Origin of the sequence: Cedecea sp. AS113 (genome assembly GCF_037152415.1) — a bacterium.
Classification (GTDB): domain Bacteria; phylum Pseudomonadota; class Gammaproteobacteria; order Enterobacterales; family Enterobacteriaceae; genus Cedecea.
In genome coordinates this window covers 84,877-101,308 of record NZ_JBBCMI010000008.1, presented here as the reverse complement: position 1 = coordinate 101,308, position 16,432 = coordinate 84,877, and the positions used below count along the sequence as shown (strand labels likewise).

11 protein-coding genes and 1 tRNA gene are annotated in these 16,432 nt (G+C 56.4%); 5 read left to right on the top strand and 7 right to left on the bottom strand.

What is annotated here, in order from left to right; genetic code table 11:
* Positions 1-22: 22 nt before the first annotated feature.
* The 3 genes from WFN87_RS11665 to pepA all read right to left on the bottom strand — a co-directional run bounded on the left by WFN87_RS11665 (position 23) and on the right by pepA (position 4,972).
* Entirely contained in the window at positions 23-2,878 is a 2,856-nt protein-coding gene (locus WFN87_RS11665) for a valine--tRNA ligase (protein ID WP_336982923.1), read from the bottom strand.
* A gap of 6 nt (positions 2,879-2,884) precedes the next feature.
* Complete coding sequence (locus tag WFN87_RS11660) at positions 2,885-3,343, bottom strand: DNA polymerase III subunit chi (protein ID WP_039287963.1); 459 nt, start codon at positions 3,341-3,343, stop codon at positions 2,885-2,887.
* 117 nt (positions 3,344-3,460) lie between these two features.
* Positions 3,461-4,972 (bottom strand): leucyl aminopeptidase, encoded by a 1,512-nt coding sequence (gene pepA, locus WFN87_RS11655; protein ID WP_008460793.1) that lies wholly within the window; start codon positions 4,970-4,972, stop codon positions 3,461-3,463.
* A gap of 274 nt (positions 4,973-5,246) precedes the next feature.
* Here pepA and lptF point away from each other — a divergent pair, with 274 nt between their 5' ends.
* Both lptF and lptG read left to right on the top strand, forming a co-directional pair.
* Positions 5,247-6,347, top strand: coding sequence for an LPS export ABC transporter permease LptF (gene lptF, locus WFN87_RS11650; RefSeq protein ID WP_166995086.1), 1,101 nt, complete (start codon positions 5,247-5,249; stop codon positions 6,345-6,347).
* Positions 6,348-7,427 (top strand): LPS export ABC transporter permease LptG, encoded by a 1,080-nt coding sequence (gene lptG / locus WFN87_RS11645; RefSeq protein WP_008460797.1) that lies wholly within the window; start codon positions 6,348-6,350, stop codon positions 7,425-7,427.
* Between the two features lie 125 nt (positions 7,428-7,552).
* Here the strand turns inward: lptG and WFN87_RS11640 are convergent, their stop codons facing one another.
* Together WFN87_RS11640 and WFN87_RS11635 are read right to left on the bottom strand one after the other, a co-directional pair.
* A complete protein-coding gene (locus WFN87_RS11640) occupies positions 7,553-8,782 on the bottom strand; it encodes an amino acid permease (RefSeq protein ID WP_008460798.1) in 1,230 nt (409 codons plus the stop codon).
* Between the two features lie 228 nt (positions 8,783-9,010).
* The gene (locus WFN87_RS11635) at positions 9,011-10,513 is read right to left on the bottom strand and encodes a helicase HerA-like C-terminal domain-containing protein (protein ID WP_166995090.1); all 1,503 of its coding nucleotides are present in this window, start codon (positions 10,511-10,513) and stop codon (positions 9,011-9,013) included.
* A 136-nt stretch (positions 10,514-10,649) separates the two neighbouring features.
* On the opposite strand from WFN87_RS11635, the gene WFN87_RS11630 reads away from it, so the two are divergent.
* The gene (locus WFN87_RS11630; RefSeq protein WP_336982924.1) at positions 10,650-12,290 is read left to right on the top strand and encodes a dihydroxyacetone kinase subunit DhaK; all 1,641 of its coding nucleotides are present in this window, start codon (positions 10,650-10,652) and stop codon (positions 12,288-12,290) included.
* Between the two features lie 32 nt (positions 12,291-12,322).
* Here WFN87_RS11630 and ahr read toward each other — a convergent pair whose 3' ends face one another.
* Together ahr and WFN87_RS11620 are read right to left on the bottom strand one after the other, a co-directional pair.
* Entirely contained in the window at positions 12,323-13,342 is a 1,020-nt protein-coding gene (gene ahr / locus WFN87_RS11625; protein WP_336982925.1) for an NADPH-dependent aldehyde reductase Ahr, read from the bottom strand.
* An 80-nt stretch (positions 13,343-13,422) separates the two neighbouring features.
* Positions 13,423-14,475, bottom strand: a complete 1,053-nt coding sequence (locus WFN87_RS11620; RefSeq protein WP_336982926.1) for a Gfo/Idh/MocA family protein — start codon at positions 14,473-14,475, stop codon at positions 13,423-13,425.
* Between the two features lie 206 nt (positions 14,476-14,681).
* Between WFN87_RS11620 and WFN87_RS11615 the strand changes: the two genes are divergently transcribed.
* Together WFN87_RS11615 and WFN87_RS11610 are read left to right on the top strand one after the other, a co-directional pair.
* Positions 14,682-14,766: transfer RNA gene (locus WFN87_RS11615), tRNA-Leu, on the top strand.
* 186 nt (positions 14,767-14,952) lie between these two features.
* Positions 14,953-16,218: a tyrosine-type recombinase/integrase gene (locus WFN87_RS11610; RefSeq protein ID WP_336982927.1), complete on the top strand. Its 1,266-nt coding sequence runs from the start codon at positions 14,953-14,955 to the stop codon at positions 16,216-16,218.
* Positions 16,219-16,432 lie beyond the last annotated feature (214 nt).

The following is a 16,432-nucleotide window of genomic DNA, read 5'->3' as shown; positions in this document are numbered from 1 at the left end:
GGCGAATTATGCCTGGGGCCGATTACAGCGCGGCGATAACGGCCTGCTGCTCAATCAGCTTCGCTTTGGCGTCGGCAAAGCCTTCGAGACGCTCACGCTCTTTGGCGACAACGTCAGCTGGCGCGCGGGCGACAAAGCCTTCGTTGGACAGTTTGCCTTCGATCTTGCCAATTTCGATTTCGATCTTCGCTACTTCTTTCACCAGACGCTCGATCTCAGCGGCTTTATCTACCAGACCGGCCATCGGGATCAGCAGCTCTGCGCCGTCGATAATCTTGGTCACGGAAACCGGACCTTTGTCATCGACTGGCAGGATGGTGATGCTCTCCAGGCGAGCCAGGTTCTGCAGGAAGGTGCGGTTTTCGCTCACGCGACGAATCGCTTCCTCGCTGCAGCCGCGCAGCAGCACGTCCAGACGTTTGCCTGGAGCGATGTTCATCTCGGCGCGAATGTTACGCACCGCGGTGATCACGTCCTTCAGCCATTCGGTGTCTGCGAACGCCGCTTCATCAACCTGAGACGCATCGTAGGCCGGGAATGACTGCAGCATAATAGTGTCTGCGGTGATGCCCTTCAGCACTTTCACGCGCTGCCAGATGGTTTCGGTGATGAATGGAATGATCGGATGCGCCAGGCGCAGCAGACCTTCGAGCACGTTCACCAGCGTATTGCGGGTGCCGCGCAGTTCGGCTTCAGAACCGCCGTTCATGACCGGCTTGGTCAGCTCCAGATACCAGTCACAGAACTGGTTCCAGGTGAACTCGTACAGGATGTTGGCGGCGATGTCGAAGCGGTAGCTGTCCAGCGCTTCACGGTATGCTTTCACGGTGCGGTTGAACTCGGCCAGGATCCAGCGATCGGCCAGAGACAGCACCATTTCGCCGCCGTTGAAGCCGCAATCCTGCTCTTCGGTGTTCATCAGCACGAAGCGGCTGGCGTTCCAAAGTTTGTTACAGAAGTTGCGGTAGCCTTCCAGGCGCTTCATGTCCCAGTTGATGTCGCGGCCAGTAGAGGCCAGCGCCGCCAGGGTGAAGCGCAGGGCGTCGGTGCCGTGCGGCTCGATGCCGTTCGGGAACTGTTTCTCGGTGCGCTTGCGGATTTTCTCCGCGAGCTGCGGCTGCATCATGTTGCCGGTACGTTTCTCCAGAAGATCTTCCAGAGAGATGCCGTCCACCATGTCCAGCGGGTCGATAACGTTGCCTTTGGATTTGGACATTTTCTGGCCTTCGTCATCGCGAATAAGGCCGGTCATGTAGACGGTCTTAAACGGCACCTGCGGCTTGCCGTCTTCATCTTTGATGAAGTGCATGGTCAACATGATCATGCGGGCAATCCAGAAGAAGATGATGTCGAAGCCGCTGACCATAACGCTGGTCGGGTGGAAGGTGCGCAGCGCTTCGGTGTTTTCCGGCCAGCCCAGGGTGGAGAAGGTCCACAGGCCAGAGGAGAACCAGGTGTCCAGCACGTCTTCGTCCTGGTTCAACGCCACGTCGGCACCCAGGTTGTTTTCGGCGCGAACTTCCGCTTCGTTGCGGCCAACGTACACGTTGCCTTCCGCGTCATACCAGGCCGGGATACGGTGACCCCACCACAGCTGACGGGAGATACACCAGTCCTGAATATCGCGCATCCAGGAGAAGTACATGTTTTCATACTGCTTAGGCACGAACTGGATGTCGCCCTGCTCAACGGCTTCTACCGCCACTTTTGCCAGCGGCGCGGTACGCACATACCACTGGTCGGTCAGCATTGGCTCAATAACCACGCCGCCGCGGTCGCCGTAAGGCACGGTCAGGTCGTGGGGTTTGATTTCATCCAGCAGGCCCATTGCATCGAACTTCGCGACCACGGCTTTACGTGCTGCAAAACGCTCCAGTTTCTGGAATTCAGCCGGGATGTCGGAGGCGTAAACGGTGGACTCTTCGCCGTTGGTATCGAACACTTCTGCGGCTTCACGGATATCCCCGTCGAAGGTCAGAATGTTGATCATTGGCAACTGATGGCGGCGGCCAACTTCGTAGTCGTTAAAGTCGTGCGCCGGGGTGATTTTCACGCAGCCGGTGCCTTTTTCCATGTCCGCGTGCTCGTCGCCCACGATAGGAATGCGGCGGTTAACCAGCGGCAGTACCACGAATTTACCAATCAGGTCTTTATAACGCGGATCTTCCGGGTTAACGGCCACGCCGGTATCACCGAGAACGGTTTCCGGGCGGGTGGTGGCGACAATCAGGTAATCTTTACCGTCTGCGGTTTTGGCACCGTCGGCCAGCGGGTAACGCAGGTGCCACATGGAGCCTTTGGACTCGCGGTTTTCAACTTCGAGATCGGAAATCGCGGTACGCAGTTTCGGGTCCCAGTTGACCAGGCGCTTGCCGCGGTAAATCAGGTCTTCTTTATAGAGACGGACGAACACTTCTTTCACCGCGTTGGACAGGCCTTCGTCCATGGTGAAGCGCTCGCGCTCCCAGTCTACGGAGTTACCGAGACGACGCATCTGACGGGTAATGGTGCCGCCGGATTCTGCCTTCCACTGCCAGATTTTGTCGATGAACGCATCGCGGCCGTAATCGTGGCGGGTTTTGCCTTCTTCGGCGGCGATTTTACGTTCTACAACCATCTGCGTTGCGATACCGGCGTGGTCGGTGCCCGCCTGCCACAGGGTGTTTTTGCTCTGCATGCGCTGGTAACGGATCATGGTATCCATGATGGTTTGCTGGAAGGCGTGACCCATATGCAAACTGCCGGTGACGTTCGGCGGTGGGATCATGATGCAGAAGCTTTCCTGGCTGGTGTCGCCATTCGGTTTGAAGTAGCCCTGCTGTTCCCAGTGCTCGTAAAGCGGCTGTTCGATATCTTGCGGGTTATATGTCTTTTCCATTGTCTGCTATGTCGTTCCCGGCGGGGTATAGGTCGCCGTAGTCAAGTGGAAACCGGCAACGCGGTACGCTTTGTAGCGCTCGCGGGCCAGTTGTTTCTGGGATTCTTCGTAAGGTACGAAGTCTATCACTTCCAGGAAAGCGGTGGCAAAATCTGCGAACTGTGGCAGCAGGCTAATCAGCAAATCCCGGGGGGCGCTGCCGCGGCGCTGAGGCCATGCCAGCTCAACCGGCGCGCCGTAGCGTGGGCCTTCACCAGCCAGATTGTGTGGGACGAATGCCTGAGCATCTCGCTGCCAGAGCGCTTCGTCGAGGCGAATCGCCTGCTGTTCGTTTTCGCAGGCGACCAGTACCCGCTTGCCTGCACGGAATCCATCCGCAGCCAGCTCGCACACCAGCTGTTCCACGGCACTTAGCCCTTCGGCATGAGTGTCGTTATCCAGCAGGTAAAACGTTGCGTTTTTCATGAGACCAGCTTGTTAAGTTGAATGTTGTTGCCCCTCACCCTAACCCTCTCCCCAGAGGGGCAAGGGAACCAAACGGCGTTTTTTATGCCCGTCCGGGGTGAGGGTAAAGCTTTACGCTTACTCTTCGCCGTTAAACCCGGAACGGTTCAACAGGAACTGGGACAGCAGGGCGACAGGGCGGCCAGTTGCGCCTTTTGCCTTGCCGGAGCGCCATGCGGTGCCGGCGATGTCCAGGTGAGCCCAGTTGTACTTGCGGGTAAAGCGAGACAGGAAGCACGCCGCCGTAATCGCGCCACCAGGACGGCCGCCAATGTTTGCCATATCGGCAAAGTTGGACTCCAGCTGTTCCTGATACTCGTCACCCAGCGGCAGACGCCATGCGCGGTCACCGGCTTGCTCAGACGCGCTGATCAGCTCGTGCGCCAGCGGATTGTGATTCGACATCAGGCCGGTGATGTGATGGCCAAGGGCGATGACGCAGGCGCCGGTCAGCGTTGCGACGTCGATAACCACTTCTGGCTCGAAGCGCTCGACGTAGGTCAGCACGTCACACAGCACCAGACGGCCTTCGGCATCGGTATTTAGCACTTCAACGGTCTGGCCGGACATCGTTGTCAGCACATCACCCGGGCGATAAGCGCGCCCGCCTGGCATATTTTCACAACCGGCAAGGACGCCAATGACGTTCACCGGCAGGTTCAGCTCCGCCACCATGCGCATCACGCCGTAAACGGAAGCCGCGCCGCACATGTCGTACTTCATCTCATCCATGCCTTCGGCAGGTTTGATGGAGATACCGCCGGAGTCAAAGGTTAAGCCTTTGCCAACCAGCACAATCGGACGAGCATCCGGGGAGGCATTGCCTTTATATTCAATCACCGACATCAGTGATTCGTTCTGCGAGCCTTCGCCTACCGCGAGATAGGAGTGCATGCCCAGCTCTTTCATCTGCTGTTCGCCAATCACGCGGGTGACCACGTTTTTGCTGAACGAGTCCGCCAGTTGACGAGCCTGAGAAGCCAGGTAAGCGGCGTTACAGATGTTTGGCGGCATGTTGCCGAGATCTTTCGCGGCTTTGATGCCGGACGCGATAGCCAGGCCGTGCTGAATGGCGCGCTCCCCGCTGGTCAACTCACGACGAGTTGGCACGTTGAACACCATTTTACGCAGCGGACGGCGTGGTTCGGTTTTGTTGGTTTTCAGCTGATCGAAGCTGTACAGCGTCTCTTTAGCTGTCTCAACCGCCTGGCGTACTTTCCAGTAGGTGTTACGGCCTTTGACGTGCAGCTCGGTCAGGAAGCAAACGGCTTCCATTGAGCCGGTGTCGTTGAGCGTGTTGATGGTTTTCTGAATCACCTGCTTGTACTGGCGCTCATCAAGCTCGCGCTCTTTGCCGCAGCCAATCAACAGAATGCGTTCAGACAGCACGTTCGGTACGTGGTGAAGCAATAAGGTTTGCCCTGGTTTTCCTTCCAGCTCACCACGGCGCAGAAGCGCGCTGATGTAGCCATCGCTGATTTTATCGAGTTGTTCTGCGATCGGGGACAGGCGACGCGGTTCAAAGACTCCCACAACGATGCAGGCACTACGCTGTTTCTCGGGGCTACCGCTTTTTACACTGAACTCCATGCACTACGCTCCTGAATCTTAAAGACAACGGCGGGGGCTACAGGCTAGAATTGCAAGCTTTCGTAACTCATCTCCGCTGTTGCGATGACTTCGTGTTAATCTTAACGAATGGATTTACGTTTTCTATTGTGTCTGAACATCGTCCCGTAATGCGAGTTCGCCGGGCTATCTAATCTTAGCGATGTTTTCGACGATTAAAGAGAATAAATGACGTATAAGCGATGAAACAAGCGATTTTCCTGCAAAAAGACTCGTTTCTACAGGCGTATTTAATGTGATTATCATAAAGTATCTGGTTCGGGAGACGCTTAAGAGCCAACTGGCGATCCTTTTCATCCTGCTGCTGATTTTCTTTGCTCAGAAGCTGGTTAGGATCCTCGGTGCTGCGGCCGACGGCGAAATCCCGACAAATCTGGTTTTATCTTTGCTGGGTTTAGGTGTGCCTGAAATGGCGCAGCTAATCCTTCCCCTGAGCCTTTTCCTCGGCTTACTGATGACGCTCGGCCGCTTGTACACCGAGAGTGAAATCACGGTAATGCATGCCTGCGGTCTGAGTAAAGCAGTACTGGTCAAAGCCGCGATGGTTCTCGCACTCTTCACCGGAATTGTGGCCACCGTAAACGTGATGTGGCTGAACCCGTGGTCCGCTCGTCACCAGGACGAAGTGCTGGCTGAAGCCAGAGCGAACCCTGGTATGGCTGCCCTGGCGCAAGGGCAGTTCCAGGTGGCGACCAACGGCAGCGCGGTGCTGTTTATCGAAAGCGTGCGGGGCAAAACATTCAACGATGTTTTCCTTGTTCAGGTGCGTCCGAAGGGCAATACACGTCCTTCCGTGGTGGTCGCGGACTCTGGCCAAATCTTCCAGCGCCCGGACGGCACGCAGATTGTTAAGCTGAATACCGGCACGCGCTTTGAAGGAACCTCAACGCTGCGCGATTTCCGTATTACAGATTTTAAAGACTACCAGGCCGTGGTGGGCCATCAGGCGGTGATGCTTGATCCCTCCGATATCAGCCAAATGAGCATGACCGAATTGTGGAAGAATCCGGAGCCTTCTGCGCGAGCCGAGCTGCACTGGCGCCTGACGCTCATCATGTCGGTGGTCATTATGGCCCTGATGGTAGTCCCGCTGAGCGTGGTGAACCCGCGTCAGGGGCGCGTGCTGTCGATGCTTCCAGCCATGCTGCTCTATCTGGTCTTCTTCCTGCTGCAAAGCTCTTTGCGTTCCAGCGGGTCAAAGGAAAAGTTGGATCCGATGATTTGGATGTGGGCGGTCAACCTGGCGTACCTGGCGCTGGCCGTTGCCCTGAACCTGTGGGATACGGTACCGATGCGCAAAGTGCGTGCCCGCTTTAGCTATAAAGGAGCGGCTTAAATGTTTGGTGTACTTGACCGTTACATCGGTAAAACCATCTTAAACACCATCATGATGACGCTGTTTATGCTGGTGTCGCTGTCGGGAATTATTAAGTTCGTTGACCAGTTGAAAAAAACGGGCCAGGGTTCTTATTCCGCAGCGGGTGCGGGGATGTACACCCTGCTCAGCGTGCCAAAAGATGTTCAGATCTTCTTCCCGATGGCCGCGTTATTAGGCGCGCTGCTGGGGCTGGGGATGCTGGCTCAGCGCAGTGAGCTGGTGGTGATGCAGGCGTCCGGCTTTACGCGTATGCAAATCGCTTCCTCGGTAATGAAAACCGCGATTCCGCTGGTTCTGCTGACAATGGCAATCGGCGAGTGGGTTGCCCCGCAGGGCGATCAAATGGCGCGTAATTACCGTGCGCAAATGCTGCTTGGCGGCTCATTGCTGTCCACAACCAACTCCATTTGGGCGAAAGACGGCCATGACTTCGTATATATCGATCACGTCAACAGCGAGACAGAAATTGCCGGCATCATGATTTATCACTTCAACGGTGAGCGCCGCCTGCTTTCGGTTCGCAATGCCGCGGCGGCGAAGTATGACGCTGAGCATAAAGTCTGGCGCCTGTCGCAGGTTGACGAGTCAAATCTTTCCGATCCAAAGCAGATTACCGGGTCGCAAACCGTGAGCGGGGAATGGAAAACCAACCTGACGCCCGACAAGCTTGGCGTGGTTGCGCTTGATCCTGACTCGCTGTCGATCAGTGGACTTTATGATTACATCAAGTACCTGAAAACCAGCGGCCAGGACTCCCGACGCTACCAGTTGAATATGTGGAGCAAGATTTTCGCCCCGGTCTCGGTGGCGGTAATGATGCTAATGGCGCTGTCGTTCATCTTTGGCCCGCTGCGTAGCGTGCCGATGGGCGTACGAGTGGTGACGGGGATAAGCTTCGGTTTTATTTTCTACGTGTTGGATCAGGTGTTTGGCCCGCTAACGCTGGTATACAACATTCCGCCGATTCTGGGAGCGCTGCTGCCTAGCGTGACCTTCCTGCTGATCAGCCTCTGGATGCTGACGAAAAGAGCGGGATAAGTTTACCCTCACCCTAACCCTCTCCCTAAAAGGGAGAGGGAATCTCACTGATACTCTTCTGTGTTTCTTGCCTTTTAGTGTTTCTTTCCCACTCTCCCTTTGGGAGAGGGCCGGGGTGAGTGAAATCAGTGAATAAACATCACCGACACACACAAGATCCCGATAATCAGCGTCAACAGATTCGCCAGCGAACGCCAAGGCTTAAGTGCGGGCACGAGATATGTCGACAGCGTTGGCATAATGAATAAAATCAGTGCGATAAGCGGCCCGCTGATGGCGTAAATCATCGCCAGCGCATTCGGGTTGATATAGCACACCACGAAGGTCAGCAGCGAAATCAGGGTAATAGACAGCGCCCGGCAGAAGGCCCGGCTTCGGTTCATACCTGCCGCGCCCAGCGTGGACTTAACAATCGCCGTCGCCCCTTCAATCACCCCGAAATAGGTGCCCAGAAACGACTTGGACATCGCCACTATCGCAACGATAAAGCCTGAAATACCCAGCCAGGCCGGCGTGCCCGGCACCATCGACAGCGCCGACAGGATGGTCAGGCCTTGCGCCTTCGCCGCTGTAATATCCTGAGCCGGAATAGACAGGAAGCAGCTAAACACGAAGAACAGCACGCTGCAGCAAATCACAAAATAGGCGACGCGCATGATTTTCTTACTGTTATTCATCGCGCCTTCGCCGTGGCTTTCGCGCTGCGCTACGGCAAAAGTAGAAATAATGGGCGTGTGGCTGAAGGCGAATACCATCACCGGAATCGACATCCAGATCTCACCCAATGCGTGGCGGTCGAGGACTAAGCCCTCGGTCAGCAAAGACGTCTGCCAGCTGCTGGTCAAATAGAGGGATAAAAACAGGAAGTAGGCAATCAGCGGGAAAACCAGGAATCCCATCACTTTGATGGTGACTTGCCGCCCCATCAGGAAGATCAGGTTCAGCGCCGCAACGACGCCAAGGCTAACCAGCACTCTGATTGTGGTCGTAATCGGCCCGTGTTTGGCCAGTTGCTCGATCAAAGAATTGGTAATCGCGACGGCATAAATCAGAATCACCACAAAGAACGCGACGAAGTAGAGCCCGGTGATCAGGTTGCCGATTGTTTTGCCGTAGTAGTGGGTCACGGCGCTGGTGATGCCGCCGCTGCCTGGGGTTTTTGCCGACAGGATAAACTGGCAGAGCGCCCGGTGCGGCCAGTAGGTCAGCGGGTAGGCGATCAATGCCGTAAGAAGCAGAACGATGGCGCCGGCTGAGCCGAGCTGAATAGGGAGAAAAAGGGTTCCTGCGCCAACGGCAGTACCATATAAGGCGAAACTCCACAAAGTTTCTTCTTTTGTCCAGAATTTGCGCATTATTTAATCTTTTCTTCTGACTGATTTCCAAAAACCGGCGTAATCTAGCACAAAACTGACCTGGTGAGTCATGTGGCTGTTATTGCAGAGGTTATTACCCTCACCCCGGCCCTCTCCCTGGAAGGGAGAGGGGGAAGAAAGAAGCACTGGCTCAATTGAACGGGCAGAAAGAGAAAAATCCCCTCTCCCTTGAGGGAGAGGGTCAGGGTGAGGGGGAAATCGCAGAACCTACCGCTTACGCCCCCCCATAATGCTGCCCAGTACGCCGCGAATAATCTGGTTCGTTACCTGCCTGGCCGCACTCTTTGCCATCGTCTGCACCACGCCATCGCGCTTGCCGCCTCGTGGCCCGGTGCTGCCGAACAGAATATCCTTCAACCCGCCGAGAATTCCGTCGTCCACCGCCACGCCCTGACCTTTGGCGGGCGGCGCGTCCTGCTGCTCTCCCGCAGCCTGCACGCCTTTTTGAAGGATCTCGTAGGCCGACTCCCGGTCAATCACTTCGTCATATTTGCCGTACAGCGGGGAGTGATTCAGCAGGCCGTTACGCTCGTCGTCCGTCACCGGACCCATGCGCGAACAAGGGGCGATCACCATCGCGCGCTCGACCACAGTCGGGCTGCCTTTGGCGTCGAGGAAGGAGATTAGCGCCTCGCCGGTGCCCAGTTCCTGAATAGCCTTTTCGGTATCGAAAGCCGGATTCGCTCGCATGGTTTGCGCCGCTGCCTTCACCGCCTTTTGGTCTTTGGGCGTAAAGGCACGCAGGGCGTGCTGGACGCGGTTACCCAACTGGCCAAGCACAATGTCGGGCACATCGGCAGGGTTTTGCGTCACGAAGTACACACCAACGCCTTTGGAGCGGATCAGGCGGATCACCTGCTCGATTTTATCCAGCAGAACCTGCGGGGCGTCGTTAAACAGCAAGTGCGCCTCATCGAAGAAGAACACCAGTTTCGGTTTATCGAGATCGCCCGCTTCCGGCAACTGCTCATAAAGCTCGGACAGCATCCACAGCAGGCTGGCGGCGTACAGCTTCGGCATCTGGTAGAGCTTTTCCGCCGACAGAATATTGATGATCCCTTTACCGTTTGAATCGGTGCGCATCCAGTCTTTGATATCCAGCATCGGCTCGCCGAAGAAATACTCCGCGCCCTGCTGCTCAAGAGATAGCAGCCCGCGCTGAATGGCCCCGACGGAAGCGCTGCTGATATTGCCGTACTGCGTCTGGAAGGCTTTGGCGTTATCACCGATGTACTGAGTCAGGGCGCGCAGGTCTTTAAAGTCCAGCAGCGGCAGGCCCTGGTCGTCCGAAATGCGGAAAATGATCTGCAGCACGCCGCTTTGCACATCATTCAGGTTCAGCAGCCGTGCCAGCAGCAAAGGCCCGAGATCGCAGACGGTGGCGCGAACAGGATGCCCTTTCTCGCCGAAGATATCCCACAGCACCACCGGATTGCCGTGTGGCGACCAGTCCACCACGCCGATATTGGCAAGCCTGGCGAGGAGTTTCTCAGACTCGGCACCTTCTTCGGCCACGCCGGTTAAATCTCCCTTCACGTCTGCCATAAACACCGGCACGCCAATCTCTGAGAAGGACTCAGCCAGTTTCTGCAGCGTCACGGTTTTGCCCGTCCCGGTTGCGCCGGTGATCAACCCGTGGCGGTTCGCCATGTTGGGCAGAATATGCAGTTCAGTCTCTTTGGTTCTGGCAATCAGCAGTGGTTCAGTCATGAGCGTTTCCCTGTGGCAACATTTGTCTAAAGCATAGCCTTCCGCACGAATTGAGCATCAGGATCTTCCCATGTTTACCCCCTCGGCCCGGCAAAGGTCTATGCTTGGCAGATCTCTTACACAACCAGGGAAAGCTATGTCCAGATTCTTTTATAACGATCGCAAGCAGTTGGTTAACGATGCCATCGAAGGCGTCATTGTCAGTTCCCGCTACCGCAACCTTGTGCGGCTGGATATCGACCCGGCCATCCGCGTGGTGGCCCGCAGCGACTGGGACAAAAGCAAAGTGGCGATCATTTCCGGCGGCGGCTCCGGCCACGAACCGGCGCACGTCGGCTTCATCGGCAAAGGGATGCTGACTGCGGCGGTGTGCGGCGACCTGTTTGCCTCCCCGAGCGTGGATGCGGTGCTGAACGCCATTGTCGGCGTCACCGGGGATCGCGGCTGCCTGCTGATCGTCAAAAACTACACCGGGGATAGGCTTAACTTCGGCCTGGCCGCCGAGAAAGCCAAAAAACACGGGCTGAAGGTCGAGATGGTGATCGTCGGCGACGATATTTCGCTGCCGGATAACAAACAGCCGCGCGGCATCGCTGGTACAGCGCTGGTGCACAAAATTGCGGGCTATGCCGCAGAGCAGGGCAAATCTCTCGGCGACGTGCGGGACATCGCGCAAAAGGCCTGCGACAGCATTGCCAGCATGGGCGTGGCGATGCAAACCTGTAACCTGCCGGGCAGCGAGGAAGAAGAAGGGCGCATTAAAGGCGGCCACGTCGAGCTTGGGTTGGGCATTCACGGAGAGCCGGGTGCCAGCACCGTGGATACCCAAAACAGCAAAGAAGTGATTGCCACGCTGGTGAAGCACCTGCGCAAAGCGACGGGCAAAGAGAGCGACCTGGCGGTGCTGATCAACAACCTCGGCGGCGTTTCCTCGCTAGAAATGGCGCTCCTGACCAAAGAGCTGATGCATTCGGATCTCGGTTCGCAGATCAAATATCTGATCGGCCCCGCGCCGCTGGTCAGCGCCCTGGACATGAAAGGCTTCTCGCTCTCCGCCATCAAGCTTAGCCCGGACTTTATTCAGGCGCTTGAATCTGACGTGGAAACCGCAGGCTGGCAGCCGATGGTGAAATATCACCCGATGCCGGAGCAGAAGCAGGCGGTTATCCGCGAAGACCACGCGATAAAACCTTCCGCTAACGACGAGGTGAAAGCCCTGGTAGTAAGCGTGACCCAAACGCTGATCGCCCAGGAAAACCACCTCAACGCGCTGGACGCCAAAGTGGGCGACGGTGACACCGGCTCAACCTTTGCCGAAGGTGCGCGCGACATCGCCAACCTGAACGACAAAGGCAAGCTGCCGCTAAACGATACCGCCGCGCTGCTGGGGCTGGTAGGCGAGCGACTGGCAACGGTGATGGGCGGCTCCAGCGGCGTGCTGATGTCGATCTTCTTCACCGCCGCCGGGCAAAAAGTCAGTGAGAAGCAGCCGCTGGCGGAGTCCCTGCTGTTTGGCCTGGCGCAGATGAAGCGCTACGGCGGGGCGGACCTGGGCGACAGAACGTTAATCGACGCCCTGCAGCCGGCGCTGGAAGCGCTGAGGGATAAAGACCTGAAAGCCGCCGCGAAGGCAGCAGAGAAGGGCGCGGCCGACACGGCGAAGATGCAAAAAGCCAACGCCGGGCGCTCGTCCTATGTGAACAGCGACAACCTCGATGGCGTGAAAGATCCGGGGGCGGTCGCCGTGGCTGAGGTATTTGCCGGGCTGGTTAAGTGACTAAAAAGGCTCCCGAGGGAGCCTTTTTTACATCAGAAATCCGCTTTCAACACCACGCGGTAGCGGGCTTTGCCGTCGCGTACGTGCTGGATGGCTTCGTTGATTTTCGACATCGGGTACAGCTCGATCTGCGGCTGCACCTTCGCCCGGCCCGCCAGCTTCATCAGCGAACGTAGCTCGTGCGGGGAGCCGGTTGCTGACCCGGAGATGCTGCGGTCCCCGGCAATCAGGGTGAAGGCCGGCACCTCGAACGGCTTCATGACTGCGCCAACCGTGTGGAAGTTGCCACCGTACGCCAGCGCCTTGAAGTACGGCATCCAGTCCAGGTCGACGTTGACGGTATTGATGATCAGATCAAACTGGCCCGCCAGCGCGGTTAACTCGGCCGGATCGCGGCTGTTCACCACTTTATCCGCGCCCATCGCCAGCACTTCTTCTTTTTTGGACGGGTTAGAGCTGAACGCCGTCACCTCGCAGCCCATGGCGTGCAGCAGCTTGATAGCGATATGCCCGAGGCCGCCGATGCCGATCACGCCCACGCGGCTGGTGGCGGTGATGTGGTGCATCAGCAGCGGTTTAAACACCGTGATGCCGCCGCACAGCAGCGGCCCGGCGGACTCTATATCAATGGAGTCCGGCAGCGGGATTACCCATTGCCAGTCTGCTCGAATTTTGTCGGCGAAGCCGCCGTGGTTTACGATGGTCGGGACGCTGCCTTCCTGGCAGTTTATCTGGCCGCCGCTGATACACGCATCGCAGTGGCCACAGCTTCTCGCCGTCCAGCCGATGCCGACGCGTTGGCCGACTTTGAGCCCCTTGTTTTGTGCCGCCGACCCCAGCGCATGCACGCGGCCAATCACCTCATGCCCGGCAACCAGCGGATACTGTGAGAACCCCCATTCGTTGTCGATCATCGACAGATCCGAGTGGCAGATGCCGCAGTACTCGACTTTCACCTCGACATCCTCCGGCAGCAGATCGCCCGCGTCGAAATCCTTAAGCGTCAGCTCCGCACCGGCCGTTGGCGCGGCATAACTTTTGATAACAGACATCGCTCTTCCTCCATATTGGCTCTGCAACCAGTGTAGAACATTGGACGTAGGAGCGACCTGGTGGAATGTGCCCAGGAGGGTTAAAGCTTTACCCAGCCGCCGCCCTGTTCCGCCGAAGCGTAGAGCGCGGCGACGATCTGCTGCACGACATAACCCTGTTCAGCATCGGCTACCATGGCTACCTCGCCCTGAACGTGGCGGACAAAGCTTTCCATGGCGCGGAAATGGCGGCGATCGTCGGCGGTCTCCCGGCGCTGGAGCGTTTCCAGCTTGCCGTCGCGGTCGTGATAAATATGCGCCGGGAACAGCGTGGCACCGGCGCGTTCGCCGCAGAACTCGACGTTCATTTGCGAGGTTTCTTCCACGTTGAGAATAAAAGAGGTGTCCAGGCGTAGAATTCCGCCGCCCTCGAACTCCACCACGCCGAACAGCGCGTCTTCCACCGTATAAAGCGCCGGATCCCACTCGCCAAACTGCCCGCTGTTTTTCGTGTTGCCCAGCCTGCGGAAGCTGTGGGCCATCACCCGCGTCACTTTCGGGAAGCCGAGCACGTAAAGCGCCGCATCGAGCATATGAATGCCGAGATCGATAAGCGGGCCGCCGCCCTGCGAATCCTTACTGATGAAATTCCCCCACGACGGCACGCCGCTGCGGCGCAGGGCTTTGGCCGTGGTGACATAGATATCCCCCAACGCCCCGGACTCAACCTGCTCGCGCAGCAGGGCGCTGTCCAGCGCAAAGCGATGGTGGAAATTGTAGGCCAGCATTCGATTGGCTTTTTTCGCCGCCCGCCGCATCTCGTCGGCCTGCGCGACAGTCATTGCCGGAGGCTTCTCGCACAGCACATGGCAACCCGCCTCCAGAGCCTGCATCACGTGCTCATAGTGCAGAATATTGGGCGAGCAAACGCTGACGATCTCCGGCTTCACCTCACGCAGCATCTGCCCGACATCGTCATATGCCGCCGGCATACCAAGCTTATCCGTAAATGCCCGAGTACGCGCCAGATCGCGCCCGCAGGCCGCCACCAAAGTCAAAGAAGGATTAGTCGCATAGTAAGCCGCATGCACGTTCTCGGCGATCTGCCCTGGCCCGATGATGGCGACTCGCATGGGGGGAGTGGGATTGGACATGGGGGCTCCATTGTGTAGCCATGCTGAAAGCAAATCACATCGCAAACGAGCGGGAATGTAAACCGTAGAGTTGTTCATGGATGGGGAAATGAGGAAAACGGCAGGTCGCTGAAAAATTCAGCACTTAACGTCACTTACGCACAGCGCCGCTTGCAAGGCCGCCAGCGACAGGTATAATCCACAACGTTTCCGCATACCCCTTCAGTGCCGAAGTGGCGAAATCGGTAGACGCAGTTGATTCAAAATCAACCGTAGAAATACGTGCCGGTTCGAGTCCGGCCTTCGGCACCATCGGAACATCAATAGACGTCAACGGACGTCTTTTTTTGTGCCTGAAATCCAGTATTTACCCATCATTCCCGCTATATTAACTCTCTCAAGGTCAACCGACTTCAACGTACATCTACCAACACATGTTGGTACAGATGATGGTATTCCCGGTTCGATAATACTTATACCAACAGGGAGGGCATAAGCATGGCGTTAACAGATATCAAAGTCAGAACAGCCAAGCCAACGGATAAGCAATATAAGCTGACCGATGGCAGCGGTATGCACCTACTTGTCCATCCTAATGGTTCTAAGTACTGGCGTTTGCAGTACCGTTATGACGGCAAGCAAAAGATGTTGGCACTTGGGGTTTATCCTGAAATCACACTGGCGGATGCCAGAGCACGTCGTGACGAAGCGCGTAAGCTGCTAGCGAATGGCGTCGATCCGGGAGACAAAAAGAAAAATGATAAGGTTGAACAGAGTAAAGCACGAACCTTCAAAGAGGTGGCGATCGAGTGGCATGGCACCAATAAAAAGTGGTCTGAAGATCACGCCCATCGTGTGCTAAAAAGTCTGGAAGATAATCTCTTTGCAGCGCTTGGTGAGCGTAATATCGCTGAGTTAAAAACTCGCGATTTATTAGCACCCATTAAAGCCGTAGAGATGTCTGGACGCCTTGAGGTTGCTGCCCGTCTTCAACAGCGCACTACGGCCATCATGCGGTATGCGGTGCAAAGTGGGTTAATTGATTATAACCCGGCACAAGAGATGGCTGGGGCGGTTGCTTCCGGTAATCGACAACATCGTCCGGCGCTGGAATTAAAGCGCATCCCTGAGTTGCTTGAGAAAATAGATAGCTATACCGGCAGGCCGCTAACCCGCTGGGCGACAGAACTCACTCTGCTTATCTTTATTCGGTCCAGTGAGCTGCGTTTTGCTCGCTGGTCAGAAATCGATTTTGAAACGTCAATGTGGACCATCCCACCTGAGCGAGAGCCCATTCCTGATGTGAAACATTCTCAGCGAGGTTCAAAGATGCGTACACCGCATCTGGTGCCGCTTTCAAAGCAGGCGCTGGCGATCCTGAAACAGATAAAGCAGTTCTGTGGCGAACATGAGCTGATCTTTATTGGCGATCATGATCCGCATAAGCCAATGAGTGAAAACACCGTAAACAGTGCGCTCCGGGTGATGGGCTATGACACTAAAGTTGAGGTTTGCGGTCACGGCTTCCGCACAATGGCCTGTAGCTCGCTAATTGAGTCAGGACTATGGTCGAAGGATGCGGTGGAAAGGCAGATGAGCCATATGGAACGCAATTCGGTGCGGGCTGCATATATCCATAAAGCGGAACATCTGGACGAACGCAAGCTGATGTTGCAGTGGTGGGCGGATTTTCTGGATGCCAATCGAAGGAAAGGGATTACGCCGTTTGATTATGCGAAGATCAACCGGGGTAATGGCGAATGAGTTGAATGCCTTTATTTCTCGGTTGATGTTTAAATTAAAAAGACCAACCAGTCCGCTTAGGACTGGTTGGTCGCTGTATTTTTTACCGTTGCTATCAGCATTCCATCTGCCAGGTACAGAGCCGTCAGACAAAAAGGATGTCTGCAATAATGCCTTGAATGTACATATAGTTGCGAGCATCATCGCAAACATGTGCTCATGGATTCTTCATTGC

Excerpts from the sequence above, each read along its gene's own strand:
- WFN87_RS11665 (WP_336982923.1), bottom strand. The coding sequence starts at position 2,878 with ATGGAAAAGACATATAACCCGCAAGATATCGAACAGCCGCTTTACGAG.
- WFN87_RS11660 (WP_039287963.1), bottom strand. The coding sequence starts at position 3,343 with ATGAAAAACGCAACGTTTTACCTGCTGGATAACGACACTCATGCCGAA.
- pepA (WP_008460793.1), bottom strand. The coding sequence starts at position 4,972 with ATGGAGTTCAGTGTAAAAAGCGGTAGCCCCGAGAAACAGCGTAGTGCC.
- lptG (WP_008460797.1), top strand. The coding sequence starts at position 6,348 with ATGTTTGGTGTACTTGACCGTTACATCGGTAAAACCATCTTAAACACC.
- WFN87_RS11640 (WP_008460798.1), bottom strand. The coding sequence starts at position 8,782 with ATGCGCAAATTCTGGACAAAAGAAGAAACTTTGTGGAGTTTCGCCTTA.
- WFN87_RS11635 (WP_166995090.1), bottom strand. The coding sequence starts at position 10,513 with ATGACTGAACCACTGCTGATTGCCAGAACCAAAGAGACTGAACTGCAT.
- WFN87_RS11630 (WP_336982924.1), top strand. The coding sequence starts at position 10,650 with ATGTCCAGATTCTTTTATAACGATCGCAAGCAGTTGGTTAACGATGCC.
- ahr (WP_336982925.1), bottom strand. The coding sequence starts at position 13,342 with ATGTCTGTTATCAAAAGTTATGCCGCGCCAACGGCCGGTGCGGAGCTG.
- WFN87_RS11620 (WP_336982926.1), bottom strand. The coding sequence starts at position 14,475 with ATGTCCAATCCCACTCCCCCCATGCGAGTCGCCATCATCGGGCCAGGG.
- WFN87_RS11610 (WP_336982927.1), top strand. The coding sequence starts at position 14,953 with ATGGCGTTAACAGATATCAAAGTCAGAACAGCCAAGCCAACGGATAAG.